Source organism: Nostoc sp. DSM 114159 (genome assembly GCF_053470285.1).
In genome coordinates, this window is the sequence record NZ_JBPFEH010000001.1 from 811276 (window position 1) to 832021 (window position 20746).

Below are 20746 nucleotides of genomic sequence, written 5' to 3' on the forward strand. Positions count from 1 at the left end.
GGTGCATCATCAATTTTCTGAGCAAAATGAATTCTAAACTGGTAAATATCTTACCCATCAACAGGAATCAAAACATGAAAATTTGGAAATCTCTGCTAATTGTCTTAATGATTGTCGCTAATCTAGCCTTTGCTCAACCTTCTTTTGCTGATAGACCAAAATTTAGCAAAAACCCCGATTACATCGAAGTCACTAAAGCTCTTAAGCAACTCTCGCAAACAAAAGATGCCCAAACTCAAGTTGAAGGTCTGACACCAGAAGAAATTCAAAAAAGAACCGAGGAATTAACACTGCAAAAGTATGCTTTAGAGACGGGAATTAATTGGGGTCAATGCAACAACCAAACAGGTAATACCATAGCGGTATACGGTAAAAGACCAAATGAAGAAGAAGATGACGATGCCGTATACGAGAATGGTCTATATTTTCTAGCTGATGGTCAGTCCACTAAAAATAACTGGGATTGTGATGGCATCTATCTACCGAATGATGTCCAGGTAGCAAATTTCACTTCTAGTCCTAATGGGCAAGGTGAAGAATTGACAGGAGCCGCGGCTCTGAAGATCCTTGATGGAACTCAGTTGGTAATTAAAAGGAATCCAGCTACTGCTGCGATTGAATTGAATGTCCCGACTGTAAAAGTTGTTAACAGCAAAGAGGCTAACTGGTTTATCCCAGATATATCGCAGGATCTCATAAATACACGAGTTCCTAATGCGCCTAGCAAACAGTCTTGAAATAGAACTGCATAGTTTATTTTTGAATGATTGTTCTGAATTTAAATAGGGTAACAGCCAAAATCAGAGAAGAACAGGACAAACACTGGTGAAACATCTCTTTGATCTTGGCTCTTTTTTTTGAATTTATCTATCCTCAATTTTAGGCTTGTTTTATTTCTATATCTGCATTAAAATAAATTTTGGGAAAAATGTACAATCACAACAAGCATATTTCAGTAGCGCAACTATTGTGTTGGTTGCAAGTCATCTGGAAAGAGATTTCCTACTACCTTCGCATTTTTTTGATAAGAGCCGCTTTGGGGATAAGGGTATTATTGATGCAGTTAAAATTGAAACCTACAGAAGAAGAAAAAGATAAAAAAAAGCCAGGACGACTGAATCCGTCTAGAATCCGAGATCACTTGGCAAATGAGCGTACCTACCTCGCTTGGATGCGGACAGGAATCGCTCTTTTAGGTTTTGGTGTTGTCATCGTGCGTTTGCGTGCCTTCCATGTACCTTTAGTACCCCGTCCTGGCAATGGCTGGAAGTTAGGTTTAGTCTTCTCGCTGGTGGGTTTAATCACGGTATGGCTTTCAACAGGACACTATTTTGCAGTCCGTCGTGATATCGAAGAAGATACTTACGAACCGACAGACCGCTGGGTGCTGCTGTTCAGTCTTGCTGTGATGATTCTCGGCGCTGGGGTAATCTATTTTGTTTTTACAACCTCTTTAGATCCCATGAGTCCACTTATCCCTGAGTAATAATCCTGAGTAATAATATTTTAAAATCGTATCTTATACAACTCGAATAATTCTCCTGATTTATGCGTTACGACTTTAGCACCGGCGGTCTTAATCATTTTTTCCCACTTAGCCAAAGGCTCTAAAAATACCTCAGCCCCTAAATAGGTTTCCAGAACTGCCCAATCTTCTGCTAGAGGCTGTTCTGGATTGAGAACGTCAAATACAAAATGTCCCCCTGGTTTTAACACCCGCTTCACTTCTGCTAGTACAGCATCCCAATATTCGAGGGGAAAATAGCAGCTAAATCCGGTGGCGATCGCTAAATCAAATTGCTCTGATGGATAGTTTAACTGATGAGCTGCTCCCAACTCAACCCCTTTGAACAGTTTAGAATTCAACTGTGGCCCGCGAGAATTCAGGGTATCGCGGGCCACATTACTGATTTCTTGCCCATGAAAAAACGCTTGCCAATCCCGCCAAGGATAGATTAAAAAGCTGATCCCACAGCCAATATCTATACAGTGTTGATTTTTTTGAGGTTTAGCAATTTCCCAAAAAGGGGAAGCAATTCTTCCTGAGAAACTTCCAGCAATCCACTCGCTAAATATCGGCATTGCTTGTACTTCTGCTGGGAGTTCAAAGGTTTCACGTTGATATTCTCGGTTAAAACGATAGGCTATTTGGGCTAATCTTTCGTCCCAGTTGGTTGATTTGGGTGAACTAAAGAGATTTTTAAACTGAGAATCGGACTTTTTAGACATTTAGGTTTTTGCGACTCTTTCTTAGAATTGTAGTCAAATTCGCCAAGCGATCGCCTCTTGTAAAAGTGCTTTTTGCACTCTTGGGGAAAAGGGTAAAGGTTAAAGGGGAAGGGGACAATACAGAACTTTTTCCCCTTCCCCCTGTCCCTTATCCCCTTCTTGGGACCCCACCCTCCCCTTCTTTCTGGGGCAGGTTTTTTTGATTAGACAAATTTTTGGGATTTTAAAACCAAAACCATTGTCTGAGAACTTAAAACTACGTTCAATAATTGAGAACATTCTCAACTATTTATCGAAAGCCTAAAAGCCTGCCCTTGAAAGCCCTCCCCTTATCCCCAGAGGGGGCCCCACCTTCCCCTTTTCCCGACAAATGCCAAGAAGTCTAATGACAAATGACCAATGACCAATGACCAATGACTAATGACTACTATTCAACTTTTTCATACCAGATACCTACTTTTTCAAAAGCACCATAAGCAAGCTTCAGAAAATTCACTATTCTCTGTTTCCCAATTATCCCAAATTCTTTATATTCTCTAGCCTCTGCAAAAGTCAGGCGATTTTGGTCAATTATGTTTCTTTCTCTGTATGCTAACTTCGGAAAATCTATAACTTTTATCTGATATTTATTTACTAGGTTCTGATAGTTGGAGTCTGACTCTAGATGCTCCCAATCATCACACAGCCCTAAATTCCTCACCAGAATATGAGGGATTTTCTCACCGTAAGTATTCACTGACTGAGCAAACAGGTTGATGCTGTCATATCCTCCTGTCGATACAAACCATTTGCAAAAGAGAACTCCTTGGGAACTTCCTAGTTCAAGTAATTGATTAGATTCAATCCACCCTTGTACTGCTCTATGCGATTGTGCGGCTAAATTAACAATTACTGGCTTCTCTATCGCCCACTCAAATATTCTATCTGCCTTATTTGCCTGTCGTTCATTCTCACTAAACACAGCATATTTACATATTTCCTTATATACCCCTGCGACATCTGGATTCGATCTATCTGTCTCCACTGGTACAAATGGGATTCTCTTATCCAAACAATACTGAATCATTGTTCTGGCAAAGAGAGACTTTCCTACCCCGCCTTTTTCACCATCCACAAAATGAATCGTCGGCATTACAGCCACCTCTAATAGTTATTAAAGTCTGATACATCTTTCCCAAACTAAGAATTTTTTGGCCATTGCCCCCCAAACTTGTCAGTTAACGGGAAAAAGGGAATGGGAAAGGGGAAAGAAAAAACCTTTAACCTTTCCCCTTTAACCTTTTCCCAAAACCAAATTCCAGTTTAAAATCCAAAACCCGACCAGTATTGCATTGCCCCCAAGTATTTGGTGGTTTTATGAGAAAGTATAACCGTGATTTGGATAGATTCCAACAGTCTCATTTTACACAGGAGAAGTCCGTCTGCGCAGACTAAAACAAAACAAGGGGCTTAAGCCCCTTGTTCTAACCTGCAAAGGCAAGTTTTGTTTGTTTAGACGCGGTTTCTAAGCGCCCTTTTAGCTGCAATATTAGCCTAAATCGAAAAGCAAGATTTCGCCGCCGATGTTGGTACTAATTTCTAGCTGTTCTTCGCCGTTGATTTGTACACCATCACCGGCTCTGAGTTCTTCACCATTTAAGTTGACTATGCCTCGCGCTATTTGTAACCAGGCATAACGACCGGGTTTGACTTGATAATTAACAACATCACCTGACTCTAAAACAGATGTATATAACTCAACATCTTGGTGAATTGTCACAGCACCATCGCGCCCATCTTTAGAGGCAATTAAGCGGAGTTTACCGCGCTTTTCTTCGAGAGGAAAAGCTTTTTGTTCGTATCTTGGCGTTATTCCTTCTCGATCGGGAAGAATCCAGATTTGTAGCAGGTGTAATGGTTCAGTTGGTGAAGGATTAAATTCACTGTGGCTGATTCCAGTACCAGCACTCATAATTTGGGCATCACCAGGGCGAATTACCGAGCCAGTACCCAAGCTGTCTTTATGCTCTACAGCACCTTCTAAGACATAAGTGAGGATTTCCATGTCACGATGGCTGTGGGTAGGGAATCCAGCACCAGGGGCGATGCGATCGTCGTTAATTACCCGCAGAGAGCGAAATCCCATGCGGTTGGGATCGTAAAAACTACCGAAGGAAAATGTGTGATAACTATCGAGCCAGCCCATTTTGGCGTGACCACGGGAATTGCGATCGTGAATTAAGTGGGTAATTGTATTTTGAGACATATATTTACCTCGTTCTTAATGAGTATTTAGAGACGCGATTCATCGCGTCTGTACAAGAGTTAGGAATGGAATTAGGATAAATTTTCAGTAACCTAATAACTTCTTCAAGTTGAAGCATTAATCTTGATGTATTACTTGTCGAAGATATTTGTGAATTTTGTCACCTGGTTTTGAACTATTTCAATAGTAAAGTATATACATATAAATGAAAAGTACGCACTTAAAAGTGACGTACTTACCAAAAAGATACTATTAGATTTAATAAAGACTACTTTTCTAAAAAGTTACTAGTAGCATTAAATGTAGGTTGGGTTGAGCAACGCGAAACCCAACATTGATCGGAGTGTTGGGTTTCGTTCCTCAACCCAACCTACAATTTTTTTTGCTAAATTACTGCATTTTCAAGTTTTGCACAACAAGATTATCTGCTAGTACAACAGGGCGGAAATAAACCAACGATTCCAAATCAACGAAACCCTAATACTGTATTAATTTTTAATTCTGCCTTGCGTACTAGTAGCGTATCAAGACTAAATTTATTGCAGCAACTTTTTAGCTGTGTTACACCAATAAGGTGCATTAAACTTTAGTCTAATGCACCCTATTAGTAAATCAAGTGTCTCTCAAAAGTGCTTATTTGACAGTAGCAGGGATCTTTTGAGTTTTAGTAGTACCCGCTGTGCCATTCTCTGCTTTAATTTCTGCTACTTGCAGATGAGCTTCTAAGAACCAGAGTCGTTTGTCAATGGTGCGAGAAATTTCGGTGTAAAGGTCAGCGGTATCGAGATCGCCCAATTCATCAGTTTTATCGATCGCATCCCGCAGGTGTTTAGCATAAGATGCAAAGCGATCTGCTAAGGCTGTCACATGGTCTTTGCCATCCAAAATATCTAAGGGGTATTCTGGCAAGATGGAATTACTAGCTGCGGCGCGGACTGTTCCAAAAGCATAGCCACCTAAAGCTGTGACGCGTTCAGCGATCAAATCGATGAACTCTTCTAATTCCCCTGCAATTTCATCAAATAATAAGTGTAGCTGATAGAAGTCAGTTCCTTTTACATTCCAATGTGCTTGCTTTGCTTGGGTTTTTAGATCCGAAGTAGCTGCCAAGCTTTGGTTGAGAAGTACCACAATTTGCACTCGCGCTTCAGCGGGAATGTCAATACGGGTGGGGTACAAACGTGATGTAATGCTGTTGTCGCTCATAATTCTACGTTGTTAATGCCTTTTAAATCCAACTTTACAGAATTGCAAGGCTTGGCGAAACTCTCTGACGATAGATTGAATTAATGCCTGAATATGTTACTGTTTATGACTATTAGTTAAATACGATGGTTTTCTATGGTATTGAATGTACCACCGAAAAGGCGATCGCGAATTACGTCATTCTGCAAAAAGTCATGGGGAAAACCCACTTCAATTTGACTCACTTCATCTAACCGTTGCAGATGTTCTGGCGAAAGTGTGACTTCTATTGAAGCTAAGTTATCTTGAAATTGCGTTAACTTACGTGCGCCAACGATCGGAATAATCACACCACTTTGAGCGCGTAACCAAGCTAATGCTACTTGTGAAGGTGTATGACCAATTTCTGCTGCAACTTGACTAACAACTTCAGCGATCGCTAAATTTTTTTCAGAAATCCCTCCGCCCAAAGTTTCGAGTCGCCCTTGTTCAGCGCCTCCTTGAGGAGACCGATTATACTTCCCTGTCAACACACCACCACCCAAGGGCGACCACGGTGTTACTGCTAAATCGAAGGCTTTAGCCATCGGAATCAAGTCCCGTTCTGGTGTTCGCTGAATTAAACTATACTCAATTTGCAGGGCGACAAACTGCGTCCATCCTTGATAATGGGCTATGGTATTTGCTTGGGAAACGATCCAAGCGGGTGTGTCAGAAATGCCGATGTAAAGTACTTTACCTTGACGGACTACATCATCAAGCGATCGCAAGACTTCTTCAATCGGTGTTGTGAAATCCCAAGCGTGCAACCAGAATAAATCAATGTAATCGGTATTCAGGCGTTTGAGACTACCTTCTAAAGACTGAATTAAATTCTTGCGATGGTTTCCACTGGCGTTAGGGTCGCCCTTTTTATCATTCATCCGCAAGGGAAAGGAATATTTTGTCGCAACTACAAAGCGTTCGCGTTCTTTAGCAATCAACTCGCCAACAATTTTTTCACTGCTACCATCGGTGTAACCGTTGGCGGTGTCAATGAAATTTCCGCCTGCTTCTGCATAGCTATCAAAGATTTTCCGACTTTCGTCAACAGATGCACCCCAACCCCAATCTTCACCAAAGGTCATGGTTCCCAAGGAGAGTTCAGAGACTCTTAACCCGCTTTTGCCTAAGAGTTTGTATCTCATGAATATTTTCTCATTAATGAAAAAACTAAGCAAATACCATTCCAAAGGCATGATAACTGGAAATCGGGGGCGATGTTTGAGGACAAGCCTTTTAGTATTTATATTGTCGTGCTATTTAAATGCGGCGATCGCTTTGCAATACTACTCGATCAAGGCTAAACAAGAAAAATGTGTAGTTGAGTTTTAGCGTTCCCTAACCTACAAAAATAAATTATTAAATATACTGTTGTTTTAATAATATAATAAAATGCAACCTGAATATGTTTCCATAACTAGATTTTTAAATTTACGAAACTCGGCTTCTGAGTTTTTTGATGTCTGCTAATGGTGCCATAGTCCATTTAGCTACGACACCCGACCCTACAATCTAAAATCAAAAATTTTCTAGGCGATTACTTCAATAATTTGAGGACCTTTAACGCCGTTTATTTTAGCAATTTCGACAAAGCCAAATTGCGAACCGCTACCATCTTTGTCGAAGAATAGAATCGAGCTACTGGTGTCAACTCTAAAGCGTTGGTTAGGGTTGGTGAAAGCACTACCGAGAGTTAATTGAGAACGTTGTAATTGCCCTACTACGAGTCCACCTCCGAATCCAGATGCAGAAACTTGGATTTTATCACCTTGAGATGCGTTTAAGTCATTGATAATATCGCCACCCTCTAAAGCACTGTTGTAACGGAAGATATCAGCTCCTGCTCCACCAACTAAGGTATCTCTACCTAATCCGCCAATTAGAATATCATTACCATCTCTACCATCAAGGTTGTCATCACCTGAACCACCGTTCAGAGTATTGACTCCAGCATTCCCTATTAAGCGGTCATTTCCATTCAGTCCATTGATTACATCGTTGCCAATAGTAGCGTTAAGAACATCGTTTAAAGGGGTTCCAGTGATATTAGCCATACTTGTTTATTAGGTAATTGGTGTTTTAAGATACAAAGTCTGACAATTAAGGATATACTTACATGTCGCAAGCATCCAGTATTTTCTTGTGCTAATGTATGTACGAAAAAAGACTATATATTAAACAGGAATCAATACACAAGATTCTTTTGTAAAAAAATAAGAATGCTGATTATTTTTTGTGGTGAGAGTAATTTATATAGAAACATTCTATAGTCCTTGCTTTGAAACTATGATTGTAGGACTTTTATGCTGTACAAATGCATCGTGATGTTTATCGGTAATCGCAAATAACCAACCTTTGCCGTTTGTTAACGGTGTTTACCAACAACAACAATATTGCTTAAAAGATACTATTTATTCTAATGTTTTGCCAAATTTACAACTTAAGCTAGACGACATTATGCATATTTGAACTGGAGACTGGTTCGGTGAGATAAAAGCGATCGCTACGGTTTTCTAAGCTAGAATACCAAAGTTGTGTTTTAGACACATCCGACAATTCAATTGCCAAAGAGCTATTATTTTTATGAATTACTACGTAATCTACGACGGGAATTGTAATCTCTGCGTTACCCTAGTGCGATCGCTAGAAACCTTAGACCAAGGAAAACTATTTCGCTACAGTCCCATGCAAGATGAGCAGACACTTTTACAGTGGGGAATTTCAGCCCAAGATTGCGAACAGGGGATGATTTTAATTGATGGCAATAACCCTCAAAGACGTTGGCAAGGCAGTAACGCAGCAGAAGAAATTGGGCGGTTATTGCCAGCAGGAAGTATATTTGTAGACGCTTATCGAGCATTACCGGGGATGAAATGGGCAGGCGATCGCTTTTACGAGCAAATCCGCGATAACCGCTACGCAATCTTTGGTAAACGTTCTAATACATATCAATCATCGTACTGTGTAGATGGTAGCTGCAAGGCAACTTAAGTTAAATAGGCCGTTAAAAACCGCAGTGAAACGAAGCTTTACCCCCCCTGCGTGGTTTTAAAAATTCCTACCTCCTGCCTCTTGCCTCTCAATACTGTTGGTTAAGGCAAGAGACGCGATGAATCGCCGTCTCTACAATAATCGGTTTTGCAATCTAGAATTTTCATCAAAAAACCTTAACAAAACTGTATTGCCCTGTCTCTTTATTTGTCATTAGACAGAATTATTTTATTCAAAAATCCGCCTCCAGATGCTAGCAAAAAGTCTGCTAGACCAACCATTATGCTATCTGGCGTCTTTGTAAACATTGTGCAATCAATGACATTTGCGATCGCCTACAGCGGGTGGGTACGCCATCGCGCCACAATTCGGCACAACAAACTGAACTGACGGGAGGATACTGCGTGAAAATTGGTGCAAACTACTTGGGTAACGGAGAGTGTGAATTCACAGTTTGGTCTCCGCTATTAGATAGCGTCACGGTAAAAATTTTGACGCCAGAAGAGCAGTTAATTCCTCTCAAGCCTCAATCTGAGGGATACTGGCACACGAAAGTCAACGATGTGTATCCGGGTACGCTTTATCGCTATGTCTTGAATGGCCAAGACAACTTTGCCGATCCGGCGTCGCAGTATCAACCGGAAGGGGTACATGGCCCGTCGCAAATTGTCGATCCTTTTTTTGAATGGACTGATGAAGGATGGACGGGTATTCCTGTAGAGTCGATGATTTTCTATGAAGTTCACGTTGGGACATTCACGCCGGAAGGAACTTTCACCGCCATCATTCCCCGTTTACCAGAACTGAGGGAACTGGGAATTAACGCCATTGAAATCATGCCCATCTCGCAGGTTCCGGGAGATACTCATATTGAAGCAACTCTTGCATACCGCAACTGGGGCTATGATGGCGTTTATCCTTATGCTGTGCAAAATTCCTATGGTAGTCCAGCCGAACTCAAGCAACTGGTAAATGCTTGTCACCAAAATAATATCGCCGTTGTGCTGGATGTGGTATACAACCACTTTGGGCCAGAAGGCAACTATATGAGTCAGTTCGCGCCCTACTTTACTAAAACCTATAAAACGCCTTGGGGCGAAGCAATGAATTTCGACGATGCCCATAGTCAGGGTGTGCGAAATTATTTTATCGAAAATGCTCTTTACTGGTTGGGCGAATTCCACATTGATGCATTGCGGCTGGATGCCATTCAAGCAATTTATGACTTGGGAGCCAAGCATTTTTTATGGGAACTGGCGGAAGCAGTTCATCATTTCTCACAACAAGGACAAAGATGGAAACGCCATTTGATAGCCGAAAGTGACTTGAATAATCCGCGAATAATTCGTCCAGCAGAATTGGGTGGATATGGACTCGATGCTCAGTGGAGTGATGATTTTCACCATTCATTGCACGTACTGTTGACAGGCGATCGCCAAGGATATTATCACGATTTTGGGAAATGTGCTGATTTAGCAAAAGCTTATAGTGATACTTTTGTCTACGATTGGAAATACTCGCCCGATCGCAAACGATTTCATGGCTTATCTTGCCGCGATCGCCCTTTATCACAGTTTACAGTCTGCATTCAGAATCACGATCAAATCGGCAATCAAATGAAAGGAGAACGCCTCACCCAGCGGATCTCTTTTGAAGGATTAAAGTTAGCCGCTGGTGCTGTGCTGCTATCGCCCAACTTACCCCTGTTATTCATGGGAGAGGAATACGGCGAAACTGCACCCTTCATTTACTTTGTCAGTCACTCCGATCCCGATTTGATTCAAGCAGTTCGAGCCGGACGCAAAGAAGAATTTGAAGCATTTCACTATGCAGACGATCCCCCAGATCCAGAATCGGCAGAAACTTTCCTCAAGTCTAAACTTAATTGGGAATTACGCAATCAAGGAAAGCACAAAGTTCTCTGGGATTGGTATCGTCAGTTAATTAATTTACGGAAGACACATCCAGCCCTGCTCAACCAAGACCGCAATTTCATCGAAGCAACTAGCGATGAAGAGAAAGAGATCGTCATCGTGCGGCGTTGGTGCGAATCGAGTGAAATAATATTTGTGATGAATTTCAATTCGTCTCCAGTGACAGTGGCTTTGCCGTTTGAGCATAATGCTAATAAATTGTTGGACTCTGCTGATACCTCATGGTCTGGGCATGGTTCTGAAGCTCCTGAACACCTGTCTGTGGGACAAGAAGTGAAATTGCAACCTACTAGTCTAGTACTCTATGAAAAAGGATGAGGGAGAGAGTTAGAACTTAAAGTTCAAACAATAAGGCTTAATGTTTGAGCAACAAGGCTTAAGGTTCAAACAATAAGGCTTAATGTTCGAGCAATAAGGCTTAATGTTCGAGCAATAAGGCTTAATGTTCGAGCAATAAGGCTTAAGGTTCAAACAATAAGGCTTAAGGTTCGAGCAATAAGGCTTAATGTTCGAGCTAAAAGGCTTAATGTTTGAATAATGGTTGGCTGTGGATGTTAAGGACTTATTGATCTCCCCTAACCCCTTTAAAATTTACCCCACCCTAACCCTCCCCTTATAAAGGGAGGGAACTAGATTTTCTTGTTTCCCCCCAATACATCGGGGGGATTAAGGGGGGTAATACCCTTTTGTTACCGAGAAGAGGACTTTTCAAACATTCTCTAAAAGGTTCAGCGTTTACCCTCAAAACCTCATCTTCCTTATCCCCCTTACTTCCTACTAAAAAAATATGCGAATTCCCACCGCCACTTATCGAATTCAGTTTACACCTCAGTTTGGCTTTGACAACGCTAAAGCGATCGCAGCTTATCTAGCAGATTTAGGTATTTCCGATGTATATGCTTCCCCCATTTTCAAAGCCAGATCCGGGAGTACGCACGGTTACGATATAGTAGATGCCACTCAACTTAACCCAGAACTGGGAACTAATGAGTCCTTTGAGGCATTAGTTGCTGAAGTGCAATCCCTTGGTATGGGCTGGTTACAAGATATTGTGCCCAACCACATGGCTTATAGCAGCGAAAACGATTACTTGATGGACGTATTGGAACACGGCCCAGATTCCAGCTATACCGATTACTTCGATCTTTCTTGGAATGCTCCCTTTGGCGATCGCCAAGAGCGAATTCTAGCTCCTCTGCTGGGAGATTTCTATGGTACATCCCTGGAAAACGGACACATTCAACTGCAATACGAACAAAACGGTTTAACCGTCAACTATTACAGCTTAAAACTGCCACTGCGGTTAGAATCTTACACAAAATTTATCACCTATAATTTAGGTAAACTCACCCGGACACTGGGACGCAATCATCCCGATTTTATTAAACTATTGGGGATTCTCTACATTCTCAAAAGTGTGCCCTCAGAAGTTGCAGGAAAACAGCGACAAGACCAAATCGCATTTATTAAAGGATTGCTTTGGGAACTCTACACCACAAACGATGCCATCCGCGAGTTTATTGACGAAAATATCCAAACATTCAACGGAGAACCCGGTAATTCCGAAAGCTTTAACCTCCTAGATGATTTACTCAAGGATCAATTTTACCGTCTTGCCTTCTGGAAGGTGGGGGCGGAAGAAATGAATTACCGTCGTTTCTTTACTGTTAATGAACTGATTTCCGTTAAAGTTGAAGAAGTGCGGGTTTTTAATAATACCCACAGCCTAATTCAGAAACTAGTTGAAGAAGGCAAATTTACTGGTTTACGGATTGACCATATTGATGGACTTTATAACCCAATCCAGTATCTCGAAAGACTGCAAGAAAAGATGGGAGATGTTTATATCACCGTCGAGAAGATTTTAGAACTGACCGAAGATTTGCCGGAAAACTGGCAGATTCAAGGAACATCTGGATATGACTTTCTTAACTATGTAAATGGCGTATTTTGTCAAACAGAAAATGAATCAGCCTTCGATAAAATTTACCAAAACTTTATCAGTTCCAGAGCAGATTATGCCTCGGTAGTGAAGGATAAAAAGCACCTGATTTTGGAAAAAAATTTAGCAGGTGATATTGACAATCTGGCTCTTTTGTTAAAGAACGTTTCCAGCAAATATCGCTATGGCAATGATTTTACACTGAATGGATTAAAAAGAGCGATCGCCGAAGTTTTGACACTGTTCCCGATTTACCGCACGTACATTACACCCGATGGAATTGGAGAAAGCGATCGCGCTACCATTCAAGAAGTAATCGATCGAGCCAAAGAACAAACGCCCCTGTTGCAGAACGAACTGACTTTTATTGAAAAGTTAATGCTGCTAGAATTCGATAATTCTTTGACTCAAACAGAACGCGAACAGTGGATATATTTTGTCTTGCGAATGCAGCAATACAGCGGCCCCTTAATGGCCAAAGGCGTAGAAGACACCACATTATATGTTTACAATCGGTTGCTGTCGCTGAATGAAGTCGGCGGAAATCCCGGTCATTTTGGCATCGAATTAGCCAAATTTCATGCCTTTAACAAACAGCATCAAGCAACCTGGCCTCACACAATGAACACCACCGCCACCCACGACACCAAGCGCGGCGAAGATGTGCGGGCCAGGTTGAATGTCCTCTCAGAAATCCCCGATGAATGGGATCGGCAGGTAAATACCTGGAGTGCCATGAATCGAGTACATCGTAGCCATCGCCACGGGTTTGCGATGCCCGATCGCAACGACGAGTATTTTCTCTATCAAACCCTAGTCGGGGCGTTTCCCTTTGCCGAACACGAACATGCATCCTTTGTGGAACGGGTGAAAGACTATATAATAAAAGCAATACGAGAAGCGAAGGTGCATACAGCCTGGTTACGACCTGATAGCCAGTATGAAGAAGCTTGTACCTCCTTCATTGGGAAAGTACTCGATCCTGCTATATCTGGGGAATTTCTAGAAGCCTTTCGTCCATTTCAACAGCGAATTGCAGAGTATGGGATATTCAATTCCCTTTCCCAAACTTTACTAAAGATTACCGTACCCGGCGTACCCGATTTATACCAGGGAACGGAACTTTGGGAACTGAGTTTAGTCGATCCAGATAATCGCCGTCCTGTAGATTTTGAACAGCGACGTACTTACTTAAGCGCTATCCGCGAACAGGCAAAAACAGACATTTTGGGACTAATTCAGGAGTTACTAAAGGACAAAACAGACGGCAGAATCAAACTGTTTTTAACGGCTCAATTACTCCAAGCCAGAACAAACTATGTCTCATTATTCCAGGACGGCGATTATTTACCGTTAGAAGTTCAGGGAACCTACGCCAATCATATTATCGCCTTTGCACGGCGGGAGGGGAATCAAACAGCGATCGCGATCGCGCCCCGGTTTTTAACCAGCCTCATCCAGCCAGGAGACAATCCCTTGGGCGAGTCAGTTTGGCAAGATACGCACCTGCAACTACCCCCTGGAACTTCCCCCACTTGGAAAAACGTCCTAACTCAGCAACCCTTACAAGCTACAGAAACCCTATCAATCGCAACAGCCCTAACTCATTTCCCAGTTGCCCTCTTAGTTAGCACTGCCGAGTAAAAACAAAAATCTTGTCCCACGCAGAGAGAACCCTGTAAAACCTCAGCGTTCCTCTGCGTTTCCTTTGGTGACGGCAGTCGTTCATGGGGGAAACCCCTTTGGCGTTAGCCTCTCCCTTTGGGAGAAGACCGCGCTGCCTCTTTTTTGCGTTAAAAAAAATTCTGTAATTATGACCACTCCACCAGCACTGACCACCGCGCAGATTGAAGCTGTGCGCCTCCACATCAAAAAAATGTGGAAAACTTTAACGCGATCGCACGAACACTTATTACAATCTGCCAAGGATACCAAACTAGACCACAAAAGAGAAACTCCCTGGATTGTTTACATTTCCCCTTCCGAAGATTGTCCCAACATTCAGACTGTGTTAGAGCGATCGCTATCTCCAAAAGATATGCAACAGCTAGAAATTCGCACTTTGCCAGCAGAAGCAGAAGCGATTAAACAGCATGGGTTACTATACCTACCAGGGCCTTATGTCGTACCAGGTGGTCGCTTCAACGAAATGTATGGCTGGGACAGCTACTTTATATTACTAGGACTTTTGCACGATGGAGAATTGGAGCTAGCACAAAGTCAAGTCGATCAATTGTTGTACCAAGTACAACATTACGGCATTATTCTCAACGCCAACCGGACTTACATGCTGTCGCGATCGCAGCCCCCTGTCCTGAGTATGATGGTTTTGGCGTTATTCCAGCACACCCAAGATGAAGAGTGGTTGAAAGCAACCGTACCGCTGTTAGAGCAATTTTATTATTACTGGGTAGTACCGCCCCATCTGAATGCTGCAACCGGCTTATCCAGATTTTATGCCTTTGGGGAGGGACCGGCGCCAGAAGTTTTGTTTTCCGAGCGGGATGAAGAGGGAAAAAGCCACTACGATCGCGTCAAAGAGTACTATAAAACTTTTGAAGTTGAGGATTATGACGTTAGTCTTTATTACAACCAGGAAACTGACGAACTGACCAAGCTATTTTACAAAAGCGATCGCACCATGCGCGAATCTGGTTTTGATATCACCAACCGATTTGGCCCCTTCAGTGCTGATATCCTCCACTACGCTCCGGTGTGCCTCAACAGTTTGCTGTATCAGGTTGAACAAGACATGGCGCAAATTAAGCGTATTCTGGGGAACGAACAATTGGAACAAAAATGGAGCAATCGCGCAGATATCCGCCGCGATCGGATCGATCAATTTCTTTGGGATGAAGAACAAGGATTATATTTAGACTATCATTTCCAGAATGGAAAACGCCGCCGCTACGAATTTGCTACCACGTTCTATCCTCTCTGGCTGGGAATTGCTTCTCCAACTCAAGCCAAACGCGTCGTAGAAAATCTCTCTTTGTTTGAAGCCCCAGGCGGAATTTTTACCAGTACTCGTGTCACCGGCAATCAGTGGGATGCTCCCCTTGGCTGGGCCCCATTGACATTAGTTGCAGTCCTTGGACTTCACCGTTATGGGTATCATACAGAAGGCGATCGCATTGCCAACAAATTTCTCGCTATGGCAGTTAAAGAATTTGAGCGTCACGATACCCTAGTTGAGAAATATGATGTTGAACGCTGTTCTGCCAATGTTTCCGACGAAATCTGCTTTGGATATAGTTCTAACGAAGTTGGTTTCGGCTGGACAAATGGAGCGATTCTGGAACTCTTAGCAATCGCCGATCGAAAAGTTTAAATAAAAAAGCGTGAGTTTTTTCCTCACGCCTTTATTTTAAGTAGGTGGGTTGAATTATATTAGGACTTACGTACACTCTACGATTTTTGAGAATAATCACAATGGTTCAATCAGCCTCAAAAGTTCTAACCGTTGATGAATTTATTAGCCATTACGGTGAGTGCGATCGCTATGAACTCATTACGGATTGTTGAGCGAGGAGTCAGATGTCGCTCGACGAAGCCAAGTGATAACTGGAAGTCCCAGTAAAAAAAATAGAGAACTATTTGGCTCTGGAACTGAAGTAGGGGAAATGGGTGTCACAGTAATATTATCAAGCCCCATAGGATTAGAGCAACACGGTGCTGCTGGGTTAGTTAGAGAGATTGTCAGGCTGTCGATTAAGTAATTCGAGTTCGAGTTGACCACAGTTTGAAAATCACCAAAAGTGTTTGGAACCGTACCTTCAAAAGAAAATACTGGCGTTGAATTCAACAATCCCGTTATTACATAAGGGATTGGTGTCACGCTGGAGTAAAGATCGACTGAGTTGAATTTAAACGTGGAGTCATCGTTTGTAATTTGAATTGTCGCAGCCAGCGGGTTCTGACCAGCCTCATTCGTAAACTCTATGAAGGGAGCTGGCTTCCCGTATGAGTCAATTGCAACCCAAGGCCCAGAAACTACTGAAGTTGTAAAACCAGATTCAGTATAGGTTGATAGTGTCCCTACAGATGCTTTCTCAAACGTAATCGTCGTAGCAGATGCCGTTTGATGTACTCCGAGCAGCAGTCCAAGTAAAGTAACTAAGTGTGCAGCAGGAGCTATATGTACTAAAAATTTAAAAGTCAAGGCAAAATAACTTTTCCAAAAATAAATCTTATTCATTTTCCCCTCTAAATATGAAAATAAATAAAATTAATGCAACTAACGGTACAACAAATCTTTACGGCTTGAATTTTGAACGCATACTAAGACTAAAACTTTGATTGCTATATAATTTTTGCAAGATATCTATTTATCAGGAGCCAGAATGCAGAACAATTGGAATAGTGGCGTATTGCAATACGCCACTACTTTTGAATAAAGAGGTTTAAGTACGGAGCTAAATCTACAATTTACTAGTTTTCTATTATATGGTTTGCCTGAATTCTCCGGTAATTGTCCTCGCCTGAATTCTGAATTTTAACTCCTGTATTGTTTTTGAATACCCGATCGGCATCTACCAATTATCATCTCTATCTTCGTCGTAAGGCTCACCTGTAAAAGGTTGTACGCCAACAGCAGGATAAGCATCATCCGTAGGGCCAAAAATCCGCATTGCAGCTTCAGAAATATACTGGGTTATGTTCGCAATGATTTTGGAAATATCCATAATATTGGACTCCTTCTTTTTGAGTCGCTTTAATGGTGATGCTTATACTCTAATCCTAATACTCAAGCCTTGCTCATATTCTCAATATATTGAGAATATATGCAATGTTTATTCAGATAACTTTGCAATACTTTAGCTTGTCAAAAAGTCAAACTTTTCTCTTCGATTCTAATTGTAACATAGTTGTTTCTTTCAACCCATTTGGGAAAAGAGCGAAGTAAAACAAACTTTCTCTGACAGGATATTATTTCCCTTGATTAGCCGCCCGATTTAATTAACATTATTGCTAGCCATTACTATTAAAAAATATTAATTATTTGATGAATTTATTATTAAGCTACCGACAAATCTATTGTTATACGGCAATCTCAGACAATATACTTCCAGGGAGTTGACATTATTTATGGTAAATATTACCATAAATAAAAGAAGCATCTTGTAAGGAAGCTCTTGCATGACAACTTTGCCAGATTTGGACTATGTATATAAACAGCAAAGCCAGCAGAACCAGGAACTGAACCTTTCTGCCGATGACTACAGCTTGCTGACCGACCTTTACCAGTTGACGATGGCAGCTTGTTACACAGGCGAAGGTATAGAACAACGACGGGCAAGCTTTGAATTGTCTGTCAGAAGGTTGCCAGAGGGTTTTGGTTATTTAATTGCGATGGGGCTGACGCAGGCATTGGAATATTTAGCCAAAATCCGCTTTAGTTCGGCGCAAATTGCGGCATTACAGGCAACGGGGATTTTTGCTCGCGCAGGCGATCGCTTTTGGTCGCTTTTAGCTGAGGGAAAGTTCACGGGTGATGTTTGGGCAGTACCAGAAGGGACAGCCGTGTTTGCCAATCAACCACTGTTGCGGGTGGAAGCACCCCTTTGGCAAGCGCAACTAGTAGAAACTTACCTGCTGAATACGATTAATTACCAGACTTTGATTGCCACAAAAGCAGCCCGATTGCGGGATGTAGCAGGGGAATCAGCAACACTTTTAGAATTTGGCACCAGACGAGCATTTAGTCCCCAAGGGTCTTTGTGGGCGGCGCGGGCGGCGTTGGCGGGTGGGTTAGATTCCACTTCCAATGTGTTAGCAGCGCTACAACTGGGACAACAGCCAAGTGGTACGATGGCACACGCCTTAGTGATGGCATTGTCAGCAATAGAGGGCACTGAAGAACAAGCTTTTAGTGCATTTCATCGCTATTTTCCGGGTGCGCCATTACTAATTGATACTTACGATACCATTGCTGCTGCCCAGCGCTTGGCCGAAAAAGTAAATTCCGGGGAAATGCAATTAACAGGAGTGAGATTAGACTCAGGAGATTTAGTTACCTTATCAAAACAGGTGCGATCGCTCCTTCCCGGTGTGCCAATTTTTGCTAGTGGCGACATAGACGAGTGGGAAATTGCCAGATTAAAAGCTGCTGGAGCTGAGATTGATGGTTACGGACTGGGAACACGACTAGTTACAGGTTCGCCTGTCAATGGAGTTTATAAACTTGTAGATATTGATGGCATCCCAGTCATGAAACAATCGAGTAGTAAAGTTACTTATCCAGGGCGCAAGCAGATTTTTCGCTCGTTTACGGGAGATAAGGTAAAAGCAGACAGATTGGGACTCTTAGATGAAATTGCTTTAGAAGAAGAACCTTTGTTGCAGTTGGTAGTGCAAGAAGGTGAACGGGTGCAGCCGTTGGAGTCGTTGACAACAATTCGTCAGCGTACTGCTGCCTCAGTTGCCAGTTTGCCACAACAAACACGGTCTTTGCACGATCCTGTCTCGGTGCAGGTGGAAATTTCTGAGGGGTTACGGGTGTTGACTGAAGAAACTAAGAAACGTAGACGCACCAGCAGCTTGCCGTAGGCTACCGCAGAGGCACAGAGAACACAGAGGTAATACCATTTTGGATTTTAGATTTTAGATTTTAGACTTCGGCTCCTTTCGACTTCGCGGTAGTTGAGCGCAGTCGAAACTCAAGGCAAGTCGCTCAGTCGAACGATTTTGGATTGTGAAACATCCATTGGATAAATAGTCATTGAGTGTCACTACGAATTACGAATTATTATGAGAGTTGCTTTGTTTGGAACTAGTGCCGATCCACCAACTGCTGGACATCAAGAAATTCTGAGTTGGTTGTCTGAGCGTTATGATTGGGTAGCGGTTTGGGCAGCAGATAATCCATTTAAGTCTCATCAAACACCCTTAGAACACCGGGCGGCAATGCTGCAACTGTTGATTGCGAATATAGACGCACCACGGCACAATATTGCTTTGGAACAAAAATTGAGTAGTTTCAGAACGCTGGAAACAGTGGAAAAAGCCAAGCTTGCTTGGGGTGAAGACGCCCAATTGACGTTGATTATTGGTTCAGATTTACTGAGTCAGCTACCACGTTGGTATCGCATTGAAGATTTGTTACAGGAAGTACAACTACTGATTGTACCGCGACCCGGATATGCAATAGATGAATCTAGTTCAGAGGTAGTGCAAAAGCTGGGAGGGAAAATTGCGATCGCTAGTCTGACCGGTCTAGATGTTTCCTCAACAGCGTACCGCGAACATAGAGATCCTCAAGCCCTCACAGCTCCTGTAGTTGCCTATATTAATCGAGAGCATTTGTACGAATGCCAGGACGTTCACCAAAAAAGATACCAACTCCGTTAAACCAACAACCTTTGGCCGATTTCAAGGTTGGTGTTGATAATGTAATTTTTTCTGTAGACACTGTACAAAATCGGCTGTTAGTTCTACTAGTAATGCGGCAGCAAGAACCATTTTTAAATCATTGGAGTCTTCCCGGTACTTTGGTACGTCCAGGAGAGTCTTTAGAAGATGCCGCTTATCGCATTATGGCGGAGAAAATTAAGGTCAACAATCTCTATTTAGAACAACTGTATACATTTGGCGGGCCGAATCGCGATCCACGGGAAGCAACTGATAGTTATGGTGTGCGTTATTTATCAGTTAGTTACTTTGCCCTAGTGCGATTTGAAGAAGCCGAATTGATTGCCGATCGCATGACTGGCATCGCTTGGTATCCGGTCAAACAAGTGCCGCAATTAGCTTTTGACCATAACGAAATTTTGGCTTATGGGCATAGGCGGTTGCGAAATAAATTAGAGTATAGCCCAGTGGCTTTTGAAGTCTTACCAGAAATGTTCACCTTGAATGATTTATATCAGTTATACGCCACAGTTTTAGGTGATAACTTTTCCGATTATTCTAATTTTAGAGCGCGTCTACTCAAGTTAGGTTTTTTATGCGATACCGGAATTAAGGTATCACGGGGTGCTGGTCGTCCGGCTAGCTTGTATAAGTTTAACGCCGAAGCTTTTGCTCCCTTAAAAGATAAACCCTTGGTATTTATTTAACCAACCGCTACGTGGGACAAGGAGACAAGGGGACAAGGGGACAAGGGGACAAGGGGACAAATACTTCGGCTTCGCTCAGTACAAGTGACAAATGACAAATACTTCGGCTTCGCGGTAGTTG

At 42.3% G+C, this 20746-nt stretch carries 17 protein-coding genes and 1 pseudogene; 10 read left to right on the plus strand and 8 right to left on the minus strand.

The genetic code is table 11. The annotated features are described in order from the left end of the window. Window positions 1–74 precede the first annotated feature (74 nt). Together ACR5KR_RS03315 and ACR5KR_RS03320 are read left to right on the plus strand one after the other, a co-directional pair. Complete coding sequence (locus tag ACR5KR_RS03315) at window positions 75–737, plus strand: hypothetical protein (RefSeq protein WP_445627786.1); 663 nt, start codon at window positions 75–77, stop codon at window positions 735–737. 320 nt (window positions 738–1057) lie between these two features. Then, complete coding sequence (locus tag ACR5KR_RS03320) at window positions 1058–1486, plus strand: YidH family protein (protein WP_445627785.1); 429 nt, start codon at window positions 1058–1060, stop codon at window positions 1484–1486. A 20-nt stretch (window positions 1487–1506) separates the two neighbouring features. On the opposite strand, the gene ACR5KR_RS03325 is transcribed toward ACR5KR_RS03320, so the two are convergent. From ACR5KR_RS03325 to ACR5KR_RS03350, 6 genes are all read right to left on the minus strand, one after another. Then, the gene (locus ACR5KR_RS03325; protein WP_445627784.1) at window positions 1507–2229 is read right to left on the minus strand and encodes a class I SAM-dependent methyltransferase; all 723 of its coding nucleotides are present in this window, start codon (window positions 2227–2229) and stop codon (window positions 1507–1509) included. Between the two features lie 427 nt (window positions 2230–2656). Beyond that, window positions 2657–3361: a mobilization protein gene (locus ACR5KR_RS03330; protein ID WP_322698681.1), complete on the minus strand. Its 705-nt coding sequence runs from the start codon at window positions 3359–3361 to the stop codon at window positions 2657–2659. Between the two features lie 396 nt (window positions 3362–3757). After that, window positions 3758–4474, minus strand: a complete 717-nt coding sequence (locus ACR5KR_RS03335; RefSeq protein WP_445627782.1) for a pirin family protein — start codon at window positions 4472–4474, stop codon at window positions 3758–3760. A gap of 633 nt (window positions 4475–5107) precedes the next feature. Next, window positions 5108–5680, minus strand: a complete 573-nt coding sequence (gene dps, locus ACR5KR_RS03340; protein ID WP_445627781.1) for a DNA starvation/stationary phase protection protein Dps — start codon at window positions 5678–5680, stop codon at window positions 5108–5110. A 116-nt stretch (window positions 5681–5796) separates the two neighbouring features. Beyond that, the gene (locus ACR5KR_RS03345; protein WP_445627780.1) at window positions 5797–6846 is read right to left on the minus strand and encodes an aldo/keto reductase; all 1050 of its coding nucleotides are present in this window, start codon (window positions 6844–6846) and stop codon (window positions 5797–5799) included. 384 nt (window positions 6847–7230) lie between these two features. Beyond that, window positions 7231–7755 carry a calcium-binding protein gene (locus ACR5KR_RS03350; protein WP_445627779.1) on the minus strand — a complete coding sequence of 175 codons (525 nt, stop codon included), beginning with the start codon at window positions 7753–7755 and terminating at the stop codon, window positions 7231–7233. Between the two features lie 310 nt (window positions 7756–8065). Between ACR5KR_RS03350 and ACR5KR_RS03355 the strand changes: the two are divergent. The 5 genes and pseudogenes from ACR5KR_RS03355 to ACR5KR_RS03375 all read left to right on the plus strand — a co-directional run. Further along, window positions 8066–8170, plus strand: a pseudogene (locus ACR5KR_RS03355) (Uma2 family endonuclease); the annotation flags it as partial. 114 nt (window positions 8171–8284) lie between these two features. Beyond that, complete coding sequence (locus tag ACR5KR_RS03360) at window positions 8285–8692, plus strand: thiol-disulfide oxidoreductase DCC family protein (protein ID WP_448265428.1); 408 nt, start codon at window positions 8285–8287, stop codon at window positions 8690–8692. Between the two features lie 404 nt (window positions 8693–9096). Beyond that, entirely contained in the window at window positions 9097–10944 is a 1848-nt protein-coding gene (gene treZ / locus ACR5KR_RS03365) for a malto-oligosyltrehalose trehalohydrolase (RefSeq protein WP_448265430.1), read from the plus strand. A 469-nt stretch (window positions 10945–11413) separates the two neighbouring features. Beyond that, window positions 11414–14212, plus strand: coding sequence for a malto-oligosyltrehalose synthase (treY, locus tag ACR5KR_RS03370; protein ID WP_448265431.1), 2799 nt, complete (start codon window positions 11414–11416; stop codon window positions 14210–14212). A gap of 169 nt (window positions 14213–14381) precedes the next feature. Further along, window positions 14382–15899, plus strand: coding sequence for a trehalase family glycosidase (locus ACR5KR_RS03375; protein WP_448265432.1), 1518 nt, complete (start codon window positions 14382–14384; stop codon window positions 15897–15899). A gap of 180 nt (window positions 15900–16079) precedes the next feature. On the opposite strand, the gene ACR5KR_RS03380 is transcribed toward ACR5KR_RS03375, so the two are convergent. Continuing rightward, window positions 16080–16766, minus strand: coding sequence for a hypothetical protein (locus ACR5KR_RS03380; protein WP_448265433.1), 687 nt, complete (start codon window positions 16764–16766; stop codon window positions 16080–16082). A 334-nt stretch (window positions 16767–17100) separates the two neighbouring features. After that, complete coding sequence (locus ACR5KR_RS03385; RefSeq protein WP_194041182.1) at window positions 17101–17253, minus strand: hypothetical protein; 153 nt, start codon at window positions 17251–17253, stop codon at window positions 17101–17103. Window positions 17254–17707: 454 nt separating this feature from the next. Between ACR5KR_RS03385 and ACR5KR_RS03390 the strand changes: the two genes are divergently transcribed. From ACR5KR_RS03390 to ACR5KR_RS03400, 3 genes are all read left to right on the plus strand, one after another. Beyond that, window positions 17708–19117: a nicotinate phosphoribosyltransferase gene (locus ACR5KR_RS03390; RefSeq protein ID WP_448265434.1), complete on the plus strand. Its 1410-nt coding sequence runs from the start codon at window positions 17708–17710 to the stop codon at window positions 19115–19117. Between the two features lie 201 nt (window positions 19118–19318). Next, complete coding sequence (locus ACR5KR_RS03395) at window positions 19319–19918, plus strand: nicotinate-nucleotide adenylyltransferase (RefSeq protein ID WP_445627771.1); 600 nt, start codon at window positions 19319–19321, stop codon at window positions 19916–19918. Beyond that, window positions 19879–20625, plus strand: a complete 747-nt coding sequence (locus ACR5KR_RS03400) for an NUDIX hydrolase (RefSeq protein ID WP_448265435.1) — start codon at window positions 19879–19881, stop codon at window positions 20623–20625. The genes ACR5KR_RS03395 and ACR5KR_RS03400 overlap by 40 nt, the downstream gene beginning before the upstream one ends. Window positions 20626–20746 lie beyond the last annotated feature (121 nt).

What these genes read in the sequence shown, in the direction of transcription:
- ACR5KR_RS03380 (WP_448265433.1), bottom strand. Translation starts at nt 16,766, where the DNA reads ATGAATAAGATTTATTTTTGGAAAAGTTATTTTGCCTTGACTTTTAAA.
- ACR5KR_RS03335 (WP_445627782.1), bottom strand. Translation starts at nt 4,474, where the DNA reads ATGTCTCAAAATACAATTACCCACTTAATTCACGATCGCAATTCCCGT.
- ACR5KR_RS03400 (WP_448265435.1), top strand. Translation starts at nt 19,879, where the DNA reads ATGCCAGGACGTTCACCAAAAAAGATACCAACTCCGTTAAACCAACAA.
- ACR5KR_RS03325 (WP_445627784.1), bottom strand. Translation starts at nt 2,229, where the DNA reads ATGTCTAAAAAGTCCGATTCTCAGTTTAAAAATCTCTTTAGTTCACCC.
- ACR5KR_RS03395 (WP_445627771.1), top strand. Translation starts at nt 19,319, where the DNA reads ATGAGAGTTGCTTTGTTTGGAACTAGTGCCGATCCACCAACTGCTGGA.
- ACR5KR_RS03375 (WP_448265432.1), top strand. Translation starts at nt 14,382, where the DNA reads ATGACCACTCCACCAGCACTGACCACCGCGCAGATTGAAGCTGTGCGC.
- dps (WP_445627781.1), bottom strand. Translation starts at nt 5,680, where the DNA reads ATGAGCGACAACAGCATTACATCACGTTTGTACCCCACCCGTATTGAC.
- ACR5KR_RS03385 (WP_194041182.1), bottom strand. Translation starts at nt 17,253, where the DNA reads ATGGATATTTCCAAAATCATTGCGAACATAACCCAGTATATTTCTGAA.
- ACR5KR_RS03345 (WP_445627780.1), bottom strand. Translation starts at nt 6,846, where the DNA reads ATGAGATACAAACTCTTAGGCAAAAGCGGGTTAAGAGTCTCTGAACTC.
- ACR5KR_RS03390 (WP_448265434.1), top strand. Translation starts at nt 17,708, where the DNA reads ATGACAACTTTGCCAGATTTGGACTATGTATATAAACAGCAAAGCCAG.
- ACR5KR_RS03320 (WP_445627785.1), top strand. Translation starts at nt 1,058, where the DNA reads ATGCAGTTAAAATTGAAACCTACAGAAGAAGAAAAAGATAAAAAAAAG.
- ACR5KR_RS03350 (WP_445627779.1), bottom strand. Translation starts at nt 7,755, where the DNA reads ATGGCTAATATCACTGGAACCCCTTTAAACGATGTTCTTAACGCTACT.
- ACR5KR_RS03315 (WP_445627786.1), top strand. Translation starts at nt 75, where the DNA reads ATGAAAATTTGGAAATCTCTGCTAATTGTCTTAATGATTGTCGCTAAT.
- ACR5KR_RS03360 (WP_448265428.1), top strand. Translation starts at nt 8,285, where the DNA reads ATGAATTACTACGTAATCTACGACGGGAATTGTAATCTCTGCGTTACC.
- ACR5KR_RS03330 (WP_322698681.1), bottom strand. Translation starts at nt 3,361, where the DNA reads ATGCCGACGATTCATTTTGTGGATGGTGAAAAAGGCGGGGTAGGAAAG.
- treY (WP_448265431.1), top strand. Translation starts at nt 11,414, where the DNA reads ATGCGAATTCCCACCGCCACTTATCGAATTCAGTTTACACCTCAGTTT.